Source organism: Acidovorax sp. (assembly GCF_046339755.1).
Lineage (GTDB): Bacteria > Pseudomonadota > Gammaproteobacteria > Burkholderiales > Burkholderiaceae_C > Acidovorax.
The window spans coordinates 1-13,975 of record NZ_JBKDTZ010000329.1; the positions used below are offsets into that span (position 1 = coordinate 1).

Annotated in this window: 13 protein-coding genes; 5 read left to right on the top strand and 8 right to left on the bottom strand. The window is 68.1% G+C overall.

Going from position 1 to position 13,975, the window contains the following annotated elements; translation table 11 throughout:
* Positions 1-1,051: metallophosphoesterase (locus ACK59X_RS29220; RefSeq protein ID WP_409962078.1), on the bottom strand; the 1,051-nt coding region annotated here is incomplete at its 3' end.
* Positions 1,052-1,276: 225 nt separating this feature from the next.
* Here ACK59X_RS29220 and ACK59X_RS29225 point away from each other — a divergent pair.
* The 3 genes from ACK59X_RS29225 (at position 1,277) to ACK59X_RS29235 (ending at position 4,809) form a co-directional block, all read left to right on the top strand.
* Positions 1,277-2,641, top strand: a complete 1,365-nt coding sequence (locus ACK59X_RS29225) for a hypothetical protein (RefSeq protein WP_409962080.1) — start codon at positions 1,277-1,279, stop codon at positions 2,639-2,641.
* A 196-nt stretch (positions 2,642-2,837) separates the two neighbouring features.
* Positions 2,838-4,415 carry an RCC1 domain-containing protein gene (locus tag ACK59X_RS29230; protein WP_409962082.1) on the top strand — a complete coding sequence of 526 codons (1,578 nt, stop codon included), beginning with the start codon at positions 2,838-2,840 and terminating at the stop codon, positions 4,413-4,415.
* A 109-nt stretch (positions 4,416-4,524) separates the two neighbouring features.
* Positions 4,525-4,809 carry a hypothetical protein gene (locus ACK59X_RS29235; RefSeq protein ID WP_409962084.1) on the top strand — a complete coding sequence of 95 codons (285 nt, stop codon included), beginning with the start codon at positions 4,525-4,527 and terminating at the stop codon, positions 4,807-4,809.
* Between the two features lie 238 nt (positions 4,810-5,047).
* Here the strand turns inward: ACK59X_RS29235 and ACK59X_RS29240 are convergent, their stop codons facing one another.
* The 3 genes from ACK59X_RS29240 to ACK59X_RS29250 are packed head-to-tail and all read right to left on the bottom strand — an operon-like array spanning position 5,048 to position 8,264.
* Positions 5,048-6,031 (bottom strand): PDR/VanB family oxidoreductase, encoded by a 984-nt coding sequence (locus tag ACK59X_RS29240; RefSeq protein WP_409962086.1) that lies wholly within the window; start codon positions 6,029-6,031, stop codon positions 5,048-5,050.
* Entirely contained in the window at positions 6,028-7,239 is a 1,212-nt protein-coding gene (locus ACK59X_RS29245) for a Rieske 2Fe-2S domain-containing protein (RefSeq protein WP_409962088.1), read from the bottom strand. Before ACK59X_RS29245 ends, ACK59X_RS29240 begins: the two co-directional genes overlap by 4 nt.
* Positions 7,240-7,262: 23 nt before the next feature.
* On the bottom strand, positions 7,263-8,264 hold the full coding sequence (locus ACK59X_RS29250; protein ID WP_409962090.1) for a Bug family tripartite tricarboxylate transporter substrate binding protein: 1,002 nt from the start codon (positions 8,262-8,264) through the stop codon (positions 7,263-7,265).
* A 246-nt stretch (positions 8,265-8,510) separates the two neighbouring features.
* Here ACK59X_RS29250 and ACK59X_RS29255 point away from each other — a divergent pair, with 246 nt between their 5' ends.
* Complete coding sequence (locus ACK59X_RS29255) at positions 8,511-9,443, top strand: LysR family transcriptional regulator (RefSeq protein ID WP_409962092.1); 933 nt, start codon at positions 8,511-8,513, stop codon at positions 9,441-9,443.
* 40 nt (positions 9,444-9,483) lie between these two features.
* On the opposite strand, the gene ACK59X_RS29260 is transcribed toward ACK59X_RS29255, so the two are convergent.
* From ACK59X_RS29260 to ACK59X_RS29270, 3 genes are read right to left on the bottom strand one after another with little or no spacing between them, the layout of a single operon-like run.
* Positions 9,484-10,470 (bottom strand): Bug family tripartite tricarboxylate transporter substrate binding protein, encoded by a 987-nt coding sequence (locus ACK59X_RS29260; protein WP_409962094.1) that lies wholly within the window; start codon positions 10,468-10,470, stop codon positions 9,484-9,486.
* 44 nt (positions 10,471-10,514) lie between these two features.
* Complete coding sequence (locus tag ACK59X_RS29265; RefSeq protein WP_409962096.1) at positions 10,515-11,447, bottom strand: dihydrodipicolinate synthase family protein; 933 nt, start codon at positions 11,445-11,447, stop codon at positions 10,515-10,517.
* Entirely contained in the window at positions 11,447-12,583 is a 1,137-nt protein-coding gene (locus ACK59X_RS29270; protein ID WP_409962098.1) for a mandelate racemase/muconate lactonizing enzyme family protein, read from the bottom strand. Before ACK59X_RS29270 ends, ACK59X_RS29265 begins: the two co-directional genes overlap by 1 nt.
* 124 nt (positions 12,584-12,707) lie before the next feature.
* On the opposite strand from ACK59X_RS29270, the gene ACK59X_RS29275 reads away from it, so the two are divergent.
* Entirely contained in the window at positions 12,708-13,583 is an 876-nt protein-coding gene (locus ACK59X_RS29275; RefSeq protein WP_409962100.1) for a LysR family transcriptional regulator, read from the top strand.
* Between the two features lie 107 nt (positions 13,584-13,690).
* Here the strand turns inward: ACK59X_RS29275 and ACK59X_RS29280 are convergent.
* A partial coding sequence (locus tag ACK59X_RS29280) for a hypothetical protein (RefSeq protein WP_409962102.1) occupies positions 13,691-13,975 on the bottom strand: 285 nt, incomplete at its 5' end.

A 13,975-nucleotide genomic window follows, 5' to 3' on the forward strand; every position in this document is an offset into this window, starting at 1 on the left:
CCTGCGTCCCCTCCACCACCCCATCATCAAACTGCAACACCCGCTCCGGCCAGCGCAGCGCCGCCAACTTGAAGTCGTGCCCCACCACCGTGCCCGCCTTGCGCTCGGCCCAGCGGCCGCCGGCGGAGAAGTCCACGCAGAACACGTTGCCGCGCTGGCCGTGCCAGGCCAGCGGGTGGGTGTTGAAGAACAGATCGGCATCGCCCTTGCCCACCACGCTGCGGTCAATCTGGCGCACGCGGCGCCAGTAGTGGCCCACCACCACGGGCACCTCATCGGTGTAGGCATCCCACCAGGCCTGGCGCTGCGTGAAGCGCCAGCGCCCGCCCGCAAAGAAGGGCTCGCGCCCCGTGCTCTCCACACCCGAGGTCAGCACCTTGAGCGGGTTGAGCATCTGCTTGTTGGCCTCGTTCTCGGCATGCGCGTGCAGGAACGGCGGCTGGCGCAAATTGTTCTCCAGGCCGTGCAGCCATTGCTCCAGTTCCTGGGCCATGCGCTGCTCCAGCGCCGTCTCGCGCGCCTGCCGGCTGGCGGCGTATTCCCAGTGGTCGTACTCGCTGCGCACCGAGCCCAGGGGCAAGAGGCGTGCGGCCTCGATCTGCGCCTCCTGCCAGGCCGCATGCACCACGCGCAGGTCCGCGCGCTCCAGGGCGATAGGCAGCACCGACAGAAACTCGACGATGGAGCGGCGCTGGGCAGGCGTCGGTCGTGCCGTAGGGGCGTACTTGTCGTGGTCGCGCACCATGCGCGCGTCGAAGAACCAGCCCGATCCGTCCTTGGCATCCTCGCGCAGCAAATTGATCTCGTGGTTGCCCAGCACCGCCACCGCGCGCCCCGCCTGCACCAGGCGCTGCGCGAGGCCCAGCACGGCAGGGCTGTCCGGCCCGCGGTCGCAGAAATCGCCCACGAAGACCAGCGTGCGCCCATCGGCATGGTTACCCTCGGCGTCATAGCCCAGGTGGCCGAGCAACTGCACCAGCGCCTCGTACTCACCGTGGATGTCGCCCACAATGTCGAGCGGGCCGTCGGGCAGGGGTTGGATCAGGCTCATGGGGTGGTCAGCGCAAGGTGCAGTGCAGCAGGCATGGAGCCTCCAGCATACCCGGCCTGTGCCCCACCCCCGATCCAGGCATGCACCGGGGCTTGACAAGCTGTCCAGCCGCGCCAGCACGCCGCTGCTTAGAATTTCCGCCAGACCCGGCCTGCACTGCATGCATGCAGGCAGGCAGGCCGGCAGCTCCCATCCATTGCCCACGCGCACACCACGCCCCCATCCATGACCGACGGCCTCATCCAGATCTACCCCCCGGAACCCGCCCTGCACACCGACGAACGCGAACGGCTGTACGCCGACATCCTGGAGAACTTCGACATCGGGGAGTTCAAGAAGAAGACCTTCGCCCCCGCGCTCAAGCGCCTGTGCCTGCAAGGGCAGATCGAGTCGCGCGACGAGCGCATCGGAGGCCTGCGCGATCCCAACCAGCGCATCAACCCGCTGGGCACCTACGTCCATGCCTACCTGTGCATCGCCTCGCCGGTGGTCAGTGAAGAGGCCTTCGTCGCCATCCTGCAGCACTACAAGCCCCAGTCGCTCACCGACATGGCCATCGAGCTGGTGCGCCATTTCGACGGCATCCGCATGCAGCGTCCCGAGTCCGATTTGTTCCAGCGCATCCGCTGCCTGGTGCGTGCCCTGGAGCAGGTAATCCCGGCCGAGTCGTTCCAGTACCTGTGCGGCAGCATGTTCTCCCGCTTCCTTTCACGCGCCTGCTACGACAAGCACCTGGAGCACTGCATGGCGCCCGACTGCTGGGACGGCGTGGACCGCTACGTCAGCATGGGCAGGGACATGGAGAGCATCCGCAACCTGGCCGCCGAGCTGTTCAGCGGCATGGTCGAGATGCCCGGCATCTACCAGGACCGCCACGTGCTCCAGTTCCTGCAGGCCTACTTCCAGCGCCAGTTCGGACCCCACCTGCTGGCGCTGCTGGACTCGGTGTACCAGGCCATCCCGGTAGAGCAACGCCTGCGCATGGAACAGGGCGTGCCCGTGGTCCAGCACCGGCCACGGCGGGATGAAGGTGAAGAAGAAGAAAAAGAAGAAAGGGAAGGAGAAGAGAGCGATGGCGAGGATGCAACGCCCGCATCTGCGACCACCATCAGCAGCCCTGCCGGCACCGGCTTCTTCTGCCTGGCCCGCAGCGCCACGGCCGCGCATTCCAACGCCGTGCAAGCCGCCCTCCAGGCCCGCCTGCCCGAAGATGCCACCGCCCCACTCCTGGCACTCGCCCCCTTCGCCCCGGCCGAGACCCTGGCGCGCGTGGACGACACCACCCTGCTGCTGGGCTGGGAGGCAGAGCTCGCACCCGAGGCCGGGCGCGACGAGACCGCTGCCTGCACCGCTGCGGGCTGCAAAGTGCTGGCCCCGGCCCTGTGGCTGGAATCCGGCGAAGTACTGCATCTGCATGGGCTGCAGCCCGGGCAGGCCTGGCGCTTCTCGCGCGCGCGCGGCGGCAACGGCGCACATGATGGGGACGCAGAAATTTTTGAGGTGCCGCAGCTGCTTGCGTTGCTGCTGGCCAGGGTGGCTGAAACAACATCCCCCTCCCGCAGATCGGGATCGCAGACCATGGACCTGTGAAGCCCGCCTGGATCTGGATGCCAAGGCAGAGATGCGGCTCAAAAAATAGCTTCCCGCAACTGGTTTCGTGATGCCTTGTTTGGCTGGCCGGGTGTGATGCGCGTCACCGCTTTTCGCGGGCCTGCGCAATACCATGGATCTTGAGAGGCCCCCCCGCTGACAGCAAAAAACATTCACCAGATTTCAGGGAGGGGAGATGGTCACCATGGCGTGCCCATCGTTCATTCCTTCGTTCGTTGCGCACGGACTTTCTGGAAAAGCTGGTTTTGGCTTCGGCAGGCAGGTTTCACCAATACTTTCAAAGATGGGCTTTCCTATGAGATTCTTTTCGTCTTTTGCAAGACATCGCTTGCGATCCATCGCCTCCCGCCACCTGGCGCGTGTGGCCTTCAAATTCTGGCTGATGCTCGCCCTGGTGGCGGGCATCGGCAGCGTGAATGCCGCCACGGTGGTGCACATGGATACGAGCTACCGCAACTCCGCAGCCGTGCTCAGCGACGGAACGTTGTGGACCTGGGGAAGCAACGAGAGCGGGCAGTTGGGTAATGGCTCTACGGTGAGTGCGGACAAACCCGTGCAGATCGGCAGTGGCTTTGCCCAAGTTGCTGTGGGCAGCTCGTACATGGTGGCCCTCAAGACCGACGGCACATTGTGGATGTGGGGCTCAGTGCTGCTGAGAAACCAGACTTTGACCGAAGGCCGGCCGGTGCAGGTCGGCAGCGGCTTTGCGCAGCTGATGAACTCGGACACCGCCAGCAAAACCGACGGCTCCATCTGGTACTGGGGCGGTACAAGAAAACTCTTCAACGGGAATGCCGGTGGCGACGACATGCTGGACCGGCTGCCATCCGGTTACCTGCAGATGGTCAGTGCCGGGAACAACGGGTTGTTCCTGCTGGCCGGCGGCGCCATACAGCTTATTTCAAGGTCCTTCATGCCCACGGACTGGCTCGGTATCTGGATTTACGCCTACGGCAACGCCGGCCCGGTAGACCGTGGCTTTGTGCAGTTGGCGTTGGGCTTGTTCTCAGCCGCAGGTGTGAAGGATGACGGAACGCTCTGGCAATGGAAAGGGTCCGAACTCCCCGTGCTGGTGGGCGGCGGCTATCGCCAGGTCGCCAAAGGGTTCAGCCACACCTTGGCGCTGAAGGCCGATGGCACGGCCTGGGCCTGGGGCTCGAATTCAAAGGGCCAACTGGGCAATGCCACCCTCACCGACACGGAAGTCCTGCAGCCGCTTGGCGCCGGGTATACACGGGTGGCGGCATCAGCCGAGCACTCCCTGGCACTCACCACCGACGGCACGCTCCTGGCATGGGGCAACAACACCTCAGGGCAACTGGGTGTGGGGCCGGTGGGAATGACGCAACCGTCGCCGGTGCGCGTGGTGTTCGAGGGCGCCGGTGCATCCGGGCTGGGCACCATGGTGGCCGTAGGGACCTTGACCCGCCTGACGCTGACCGCGTACGTGGAGATCCAACCCGAACACCTCGCCAGCGGCGCCAAGGGGCATCCTTACCTGGTGGCGATCACGCCCGACGGGACCATGTACACCTACTCGGTGCCCGCGTTCGACCGCCTGAATTTTCTCAACCCGTTGGCCTGGTCCGACCGGCTGCAAAACACATCCTCCGTGTTGTTTGTGAACCAGGACCTGACCTCCTTGTCGGGCACCGCCTTTTTCGTCGGCTATGGCCTCGGGGCGACCACCGCCGAGAGCCTGGGTGAAATGTTCAACAGCTATCGCTACAAACGGATCTACGACATTCAATAGCCGGCAGGCAGATTCCAAGAAAACGCCCACCCGTACCGGTGGGCGTTTTCGTTGGCAGGCCTCCATTCATGCGACCGCATTGTCGCCCTGTGCTGCAGGGCATCCAGCGATGCGGCAGCAACCCATCCACCCGGTGGTACGGGTGCGCTTGCAGCAGCTCCAGCACGTCCTTGAGGTGCTGGACGGCCCCAACATTGCTCACTCGCCCGCCGTGGGCCTGCGGCTTTTCCTGCCCGGGTTCGAAGAGACGCTGCGCATCAGCGGCCATGCCAGCATCTGCATGGACGAGGCACTGATGGCGCGCTTCAACACGCCCGAAGGCAATAATCCCCCCCGCTTGACGGCAGCATCGCCGCTGCGGCGGCTGTGCAGGCCGTTGGCCACACCGGGATAATCCCGCCCATGCCTCTGGACCACTGGATCGACCAAGCCCTGTACTTCGCGTACCGATGGGCCGACTACGCGCTGCTGAACCTCATGGACGATCCCGCCCTGCTGGCGCTGGTGTTCTGCTGACCTGGTGGTCCCCTCACATCGCTCATCGCTGCCTCGCCGCCCATGCGGCATGCCCACGGACATCCCCATGGCACCGCTTGGCGGTGCGCTGTCCATCCGCAACAGAGCACCAGGGCCTACCAATCCACCACCAGCCGCTCTGTCAGCGCGCGCGAGCAGCACGGCAGAAACTGGTCATTGCGCTCTCGCTCCTCGGCCGAGAGGTACATGTCGCGGTGGTCCGGCACGCCTGAGAACACGCCCATGAGGCAGGTGCCGCACACGCCCTGCCCGCAAGATGTGGGCACCGCCACGCCCGCAGCGGCCAGTGCCTCGGTGGCGCTGCAGCCCGCCGGCACATCCACCACGCGGCCCGAGCGCGCCAGCACCAGCTCGAAAGCGGCATCGCCATCGGCGCGCACCCCCTGCGGCGCGGCGAACAGCTCCACATGCACACGCTCGGGCGCCCAGCCCTGCCCTGCTGCGGCCGACTGCACGGCCTGCACCAGGCGCGCGGGCCCGCAGGCATAGACATGGGTACCCGGCTCGGCCTGGGCCAGCAGCGCGCCGATGTCCATGCGCGACGGCGCATCGCCCGCACTGCAGTACACCTGCGACCGCTCGGCCAGGCCCGGCCCCGCCAGCAGCCCGAGAAGCGCGGCGCGGTCACGCTGCTGCACGGCATAGTGCAGCGCAAAGCTGCCGCCGGCCTGCACCAGTTGCTGCGCCATGCAAAGGATGGGCGTAATGCCGATGCCCCCGGCCAGCAGCAGGTGGTGGCGGGCCCCTGGGGCCAGGGCGAACAGGTTGCGCGGGCGGCCGATGCGCAGCACATCGCCCTCGGCCACGGCGTCGTGCAGCGCGCTCGACCCGCCGCGCGAAGCCGGCTCACGCAGCACGCAGATCAGGTAGCGCCACCGCTCGTGCGGTGCGCTGCAGATCGAGTACGGCCGCACCATCGCGCCGGGCAAGTGCACGTCGACATGCGCGCCCGCGCTGAAGGCCGGCAGCGCCGCCCCCTCGATGTGCACCAGCTCGAAGGCCTCGATGCCCTGCGCCTCGGGCCAGCGGCGCGCCACACGCACGGCCAGCGTGTCCGTCATTGCGGCGGCCAGGCTCATGCCTGCTCGACGATGTAGTTGCCGGCATCGAAGACGACCGGCGGCTCGTCCGGGTCAAAACTCACCCCGGCCGGGTCCTCGCCGCGCTGCACCTTGTCCACCTGCTGCTGCAGCAGGCGGCGCAGCATGACGATGCCGCGGTCCGTGGTGGCCAGGTGCTCTTCGGAGTGGTGGGCAATGGCGCCCTGGCTCACCATGGCCTCGTAGTCGCCGGGCATGGCGCGGTGCTCCTCCTCGGTCAACTCTTCCCACAGCTTGCCGTTCATGCGCGAGCGCATGCGCGCAAGCTCCCCCACCTGGCTCACGCGGCCCACCACGTAGATGCGGAAGTGGTGGTCGTCGATGGGCAGCACCCAGCCCAGCGATTCCACGCGCCCATAGCGGCCCACCCGGGGGCTCGGTATCACACGCAGCGTGGGCAGGCCCGCCTGGCTGATGCGGCGGAACACCTTGCCGTCCGGCATGGTGCGGATCGAAGTCGTGCGCACGCCCAGGGGCACGGTGTCCCAGCTCACCTTGGGCATCTCGGCCATCTGCTCGACGAACTGCGTGCCGCTGAAGGTCGAATGCAGCACCACCACGTGGAAGGGGTCCACCAGGTTCTCGTAGTGCTGCAGCCAGTTGCAAGGCACGATGGCCGGGCCGCCGCCGCCGATGCTGGCGTCGTTGGCCTCCAGCAGCTCGCCATCGTCCAGCCGCTCCAGCGCCTCGTAGCGCGGCAGCACGGGCTTCTTGTCCGCCGGGCCCAGGTAGGCCCAGATCAGGCCGTACTGCTCCTGCACGGGGTACCAGGGCTGGCGCGCCTTGCCGCGCGCGCGGCCCATCTCGGGCTCGCAGGGCTGCTCCACGCAGTGGCCCTCCACGTCGAACAGCCAGCCGTGGTAGCAGCAGCGGATACCGCGCTCCTCCACCTTGCCGTAGTACAGCGAGGTGCCCCGGTGCGCGCAGTGCGGGTACACCAGGCCGGGCCGGCCGGTCTTGTCGCGGAACAGGATCAGGTCTTCCCCCAGCACGCGCACCTGGCGCGGCGTGTCGGTGGCGTCAGCCGCCAGGCCGATGGGGTGCCAGTAGCGGCGCAGCAGCTCGCCCATCGGCGTGCCCGCGCCCACCTGGGCCAGCGTGAGGTTGGAGGTCGGCGCGGGCAGGCCGTAGGCCGTGCCGGTGTCGACAGCGATAGGGATCACCTTGTGAGCGGTGCTGGGGTTCATGCAATGGGTCCTTGTCGTCTGAGTCAGTCCAGCGTTACGCCGGCGGCTTTGATGAGCTCGGCCACGCGCGGGTAGTCCGCCGCATAGCTGGCCTTGAACTGCGCCGCCGTGTTGCCCAGGGGCTCGAAGCCGAAGCCGGCCAGCTTCTCGCGCACCTCGGGCATCTTCGTGATCTCGCGCAGCGCCTCGTTCCACTTGGCCAGCACGGCGGGCGGCGTCTTGGCAGGGGCGTACACGCCGATCCAGCTATCGAGGTCGAAGCCCGCGAAGCCCTGCTCCGCAAAGGTCTTCACGTCCGGCAGCGTGGACACACGCCCGCTGGCCGCAATGCCCAGCACCTTCATGCGCCCGCCCTGCACCTGGGCCCGCGCCGTGGCCGGGTTGGCCCAGGCAAAGTCGAGTTGGCCGCCGAACAGGTCGTTGTGCGCTGCGGCCTCGGCCTTGTAGGGCACGTGGATCAGCGCCAGTCCGGTCTGGCGCTTGAGCAGCTCGGCCATCAGGTGCGCGGCCGAGCCATTGCCCCAGGTGCCGTAGGTCAGGTTCGACTTGGTCTTGGCAAAGGCGACAAACTCTTTGAGGTTGCCGTAGGGCGCATCGGCGCGCGCCACCAGCATGGGCCCGCCCAGCGCCAACTGCGAAATGGGCTCGAAATCCTTCACCGGGTCGTACGGCAGCTTGGGCTGCAGGATGGCATTGTTGATGTGCGTGAGCGGCAGCGTCACCATCACCGTGTGCCCGTCGGGCGCCGCCTTGGCCACCGCATCGGCGGCGATGATGCCGCTGGCGCCGGGCTTGGCATCCACGATGATGCTCTGCCCCCAGCGCTGCTGCAGCCTGTCGGCATACACCCGCGCAATCGCATCGATGGGCCCGCCCGCCGTGCCGAAGGGCACGATGCGGATCACCCGGGAAGGGAAGGCGTTCGCGTTCGCCTGCGCCCATGCGGTCCCGCCGGGCAGCGCCAGGGCCGCGCCCAAAGCCACCAGGGCTCGTCTGCGCACGTGCAATCCTGCATTCTTGGTCATGTCTTGTCTCCTTCGTTCATCGTTGGGTGCCGGGCGATGCAAAACCGAGTCTTCGCGATGGCGCGTGCCCTGATTTGGGATGGGCTGCCAGGCGCAAAGCGCAGCCATGGTGGGACCATGGCGAGCATTTGCAACGCCGCAGACCGCCCAAAGCGGGGCGCGCGACGCGCGAGAGACTTGGTTTTGCGTTGCCTTACGATAGGAGACAAGCTGATATGGATCAATTCAAACGTTTGGATAGCTGATATGGGCCAGCCTGATATCCGGGGCCTGGACCTGCCCATGCTGCGCACCTTCGATGCCCTGCTGCGCGAGGGCAGCGTCTCGCGCGCAGCGTCGCGCCTGTTCCTGAGCCAGCCGGCGGTGAGCGCATCGCTCAAGCGCCTGCGCGAGGTCTTTGGCGACCCGCTGTTCACCCGCACCAGCCACGGCATCGTGCCCACGCCGCGCGCACTGGCCCTGGCCCCGCGCGTGGAGGCGGTGCTGCACGAGATGCACAAGCTCATGAGCCTGGAGCAGGCGTTCGACCCCGCCACCTCCGACCGCATCCTGCGCATCACCGGCAGCGACCACACCTGCCGCGTGATGCTGCCCCTGCTGTGCGCCGAGCTCACGCGGCTGGGCTCGCGCATGCGCCTGTCGTGGGAGCTGGCCGACTACGGCCGCCTCACCGAACGCCTGCGCAAGGGCGACGTGGATGTCGGCCTGCACCCGCGCCTGTCGCCCGCCAGCGGGGTCGAATCCACCCTGCTCTACGACGACAGCTACGTCGCCGTGGCGCGCCATGGCCACCCCGCCCTGGCCGCACAGCCGCTCTCGATCGATGCCTTCTGCAACGCCCCCCATGTGGTGCTGGGTCAGACGCGATCCGTGCTCGACGACACCGTGGACCAGGCCCTGGCCAGGAAGGGCCGCCAGCGCCTGGTGCAGGCCGCCGTGGCCACCTTCAGCCAGATGGTGGAGCTGATGTGCGGCGACGAGCACAGCGCCCTCATCGCCGTGTTCCCGCAGCGCGTGGCACGCCACTACGCCGCCCAGCTCGCCAGCGCGCCGCTGCCGGTGGAGTTGCCCGACTACCGCCTCTACGTGTGCTGGGCCGAGCGCTCCAATGCCGATCCCGCCGTGCTCTGGCTCAAGGACGAGATCCTGCGCCACGGGCAGGCGATGGGCGAGGCCTGACGCGGCCACCAACCACCGCCGCGCCGGGCGGTGGCATCGTTCAGCTGTCCGGCGTGATCTTCGCCTCGCGGATCAGCTTGGCCCAGCGCGCCTGCTCGGCCCGCATGAAGGCGCCCAGGCGCTCCGGTGTGCCGCCGCTGTCCTCGGCACCGAACTCGCTGAGCTTGGCCTGCAGGTCGGCCGATGCCAGCACCTGGTTCACGTCCGCATTCATGCGCTGCACCAGCGCTGCCGGCATGGCCGCCGGTGCAGCAAGCGCAAACCAGATGCTCGCGTCGTAGCCCGCAAAGCCCTTCTCGGCAATCGTCGGCAGATCCGGGAAGCCCTTGGCCCGCTGCAGGCGCGTGGTGGCCAGGCCCTGCAAGCGCCCCGACTTGAGGTAGGGCGTGGCCGTGGTCATGCCCTCGAAGGCGCATTCGATCTGCCCGCCCAGCAGGTCCGTGACCATGGGGGCCGAGCCCTTGTAGGGCACGTGCAGCACGTCGATGCCCGCGCGACGGCGCAGCTCCTCCAGGGCCAGGTGCTGGGCCGAGCCCGTGCCGGCCGAGCCGAAGCTCACCCGCCCCGGCCGCTGGCGGCAGGCCTCGACCAGGGCCTCGAGGCTGCGCAGGCCCTTGTCGGGCCGGCACAGCAGCACCATGGGCGTGGCGCCGACCATGGTGATGGGTGCAAAGTCCTTTTCCGCGGAATAGCCGAGCTTTGGAAACAGCCCGGGCGCAATGCCGTTGCTGCTGATGTGGGCCAGCAGCAAGGTATTGCCATCGCCCGGCTGCTTGGCCACGTAGTCGGCGGCCAGCGTGCCGGACACGCCGGCGCGGTTCTCCACGATCACCGTGCGGCCCCACAGCACCTGGAGCTTCTGCGCCAGCAGGCGCGCCAGGATGTCGGTGCCGCCCCCGGGCGGAAAACCCACGACCAGCTTGATGGGCCCGGACGGAAGTGCGGCGGCGGGCGGGGCTCCTTGCACAGGCAGGGCCGCTGCGGCAGCCGTTGCTGCCAGCAGCCATTGGCGGCGATTGCATTGCATTGTGTTTGTCTCCTTGCAGGTATTGTTGTCGTGAACGATGGCGCCTACGCTGCGGCCAGCGCCTCGGCGCGCGGCATCTCGAAGCCCAGCGCGCCAAGCCGCTGCGCGAGTGCCTGCGCCTGGTCCGGCGCAAGGGCCACCAGCGGCGGGCGCAGCTGTGCCCAGCAGGCATCGCCGGTCGCCCGGGCCAGGGCCCACTTCATCGCGGCAATGATGGGAAAGGCCTGGAATGCCGCGCGCACGGCATCCAGGCGCGCCTGCTGCGCGTCGGCATCGGGCGCCTGCCAATTGCGGTACAGCCGGGCAATGGCTGCAGGGTTGACGTTGCCCGTGGCCGTGATGCAGCCCGCACCGCCGCCGCGCAAGGTCGACAGCAGCAGCGTCTCGTTGCCTGCGAACACATCGAAGCCCGCGGGCTGGAACTCGCGCAGCAGCAGCGCGGTGTTGGCGGCATCGCCCGAGCTGTCCTTGATGCCAGCCACCACCCCTGGGTAGGCCTTGAGCAGGCGCTCGATCAGCGCCGCGCTGATGCCCACCTGCGCCACCGGCGGTATGTGGTACAGGTACACCCGCAGCCGCGCATCGGCCACTGCATCGATCACGCGGGCGAAATAGGCGAACAGCCCCTCGTCGCCCATGCCCTTGTAGTAGAACGGCGGCAGCACCAGCACCCCGGCGCAGCCCAGTTGCACGGCATGCCGGCTCAGCTCCACCGTCTCCGGGATCGCGCAGGTGCCGGTGCCCGGCATCAGCCGCTGGGCCGGCACCCCGCCCTCTGCCAGGTGGTCGAGCAGCTGGCGCTTTTCCGCCAGGGACAGCGAGTTGCCTTCCGAATTGGTGCCAAAGACCGCCAGGCCCACGTCCTGCGAAAGCAGCCAGCGGCAATGCTTCAGCAGGCGCTCTGGCGACGGTGCACCATCGGCACCGAAGGGCGTGACGACCGGCGACAGCACGCCCTGCAGGCGTGGCGCGGCCATCACCGCGCACTCCCATCCACGCGCACCCAGCGGGCGTGGCGCGCAATCTCCTGCTCGTCGAAATCGAAGCCCAGGCCCGGGCCGGTGTGCAGCGTGATCTGCCCATTGCGCTGCCCGAGCTGGCGGTCGATCAGGCGGCGGAAGTTGAGCACCTGGTCGTCCCAGAAGAACTCCACGTAGCGCGCATTGGGCGTGGCGGCCACCAGCGGCGCATGCCCGGCGTGGACCCAGTGCGGGCACATGACCACGCCATGGCTGGCTGCATTGGCCGCAATGCGCCGCCATTCGGTGATGCCGCCGCACACCACGGCATCGGTCTGCAGGATGGCGGCGGCCTGCTTTTCCAGCAGCGCCTGGTGGTACCAGCGGCCGTAGCCGATCTCCGCCGTGGCCACCGGCACGCGCGTGGCGCGGGCCAGGCGCGCATGGTTGTCGATGTCGTCGGGCGAGAACGGTTCTTCGATGAAGTACGGGCGGTAGGGCTCGAAGCGCTGCATGTACTGCAGCGCCTGCGTCACATCCGTCCAGCCGTTGTTGCAGTCCATCATCAGCTCCACGTCGGGCCCCACGGCCTCGCGCGCGGCGCGCAGGCGCGCCTCTTCTTCGGCCGGCGACAGGCGCCCGGTCTTCATCTTCACCGCCTGAAAGCCCATGGCCACGTAGCTGGCCATTTCTTCGCCCAGGTGCTGCGGCGTCTTGCCATCGAGGTAGTAGCCGCCGCTGGCATAGCCGGGCACGGTGTCCAGCGCGTTCGCGCCCAGGTAGCGGTGCAGGGGCAGCCCGGCGCTGCGCGCGTTCAGGTCCCACAGCGCGGTGTCCAGCGCGCTGATGGCGCGCATCACCGTGCCGGCCCGCCCCTGCAGCAGCGCCTCCTGGTACATCTCGGCCCACAGGCCCTCCACCGCGTGCGAATCGCGGCCGATCAGCACCTTGGCCAGCAGGTCCTCCACGGCCACGGTGAACAGCCGGCCCGCGGCGCTGCCGACATAGCAAAAGCCGATGCCGCAGAGCCCCTCGTCGGAGCGCACACGGACCAGGCCGTAGTGGCGCGCGCTCACGGTGCGGCGCGCGAAAGAGGTGACACGGTCCAGCGGCAGGGCGACCGCACAGACTTCGATGGATTGGATACGGGGCATGGGGATTGAATCGAATGAAAGCCAATGGAGACTTGATTCTGGGCAGGCGACACCATGGCTTCAAGCACGCTCATGCATAATCAAAAGATGCAAAAAACATCTTCCTGATGTGTTTGTAAACCGCATGGACACGCAGTTTCTCCACACCTTCAGCCGCGTCGTCGAACTGGGTTCGATGGCCGCCGCCGCGCGCGAGCTCAACCTGACGCCCGCCACGGTGGCGCAGCGCGTGCACGCGCTGGAGGCCGACCTGGGCAGCCGCCTCATCGGGCGCACGGGCCGCACCGTCAAGCCCACCGCCGCCGGCCTGCGCGTGATGGAGCGCGCCCCCGCCGTGCTGCGCGAGGTGCGCGACCTGCGCTCCGTGGCCAGCGCCACGCGCCTGCCGGCCGGCCCGCTCAAGTTGGGCACCACGCCTGTGGGCATGACCGGCATGCTCCCGCCCATCCTGCGCACCTGGACGCAGCGCCACGAGGACATCGAGATCTACATCGAGCCGGCCCCCACCACCCAGCTGTACACGCGCGTCCTCAATGGCGAGCTGGACGCCGCGCTGCTCGTGCACCCGCTGTTCGAGCTGCCCAAGGTGTGCGAGTGGCGCCTGCTGCGGCGCGAGAAGCTGGTGCTCGTGACCGCACGCGGCCTGAAGGTCAAGGACGTGCTGCAGACCCTGGCGACAGAGCCCTTCATCCTGTACGACCGCAAGGTCGTGGGTGGCCGCCTGGCCGACGGCTACCTGCGCGCCCACGGCATACGGCCGCGTGTGCGCTTCGAGCTCGACGGCATCGACGCCATCGCCAAACTGGTGGCCGAGGGGCTGGGCATCTCGGTGCTGCCCGACTGGGCAGTCATCGGGCCGGTGGACCCGCGGCTGCGCAAGCACCCCCTGCCCGGCCCGTCACCCGAGCGCGAAGTGGGCCTGCTGTGGCTGCGCGGCGCCGTGCGCGCGGCACTGGCGCACGAGTTTCACCTGATCGCCCAGGAACACTTCAAGGCCTGAGCGGGCCCTTGCGCCACCGCACACACCGCCGCGATGCCCACCTGCACGGCCCTGAAATGATCGCGAACAGGCCCGTGGAAGGTGCTGATCGGTCCGTGCTCCGCCCCTCAGAATGCCGGTATCCCCATCAACGTGACTTCCGCGGCCCCCACTTCCTGCAGGTGCCCCGCCAGTGGGTAGTCCGTACCCGGCTGCAGGGCCTCGGGCTGCAAGCGATAGGCCTGACCACCGACCTGCAGCAACTCCACGCTGCGCAGCGTATCGACATCGCCGCTCGGGATGTGGCGCACCAGCACCTCCTGTTGGCCGTTGGCGCCGCTCTGCAGCCTGAAGCTGTAGTGCTGCAGCAGCCCCACATACACCGCCATGTCCGTGCCCTCACCCCCGTCCAG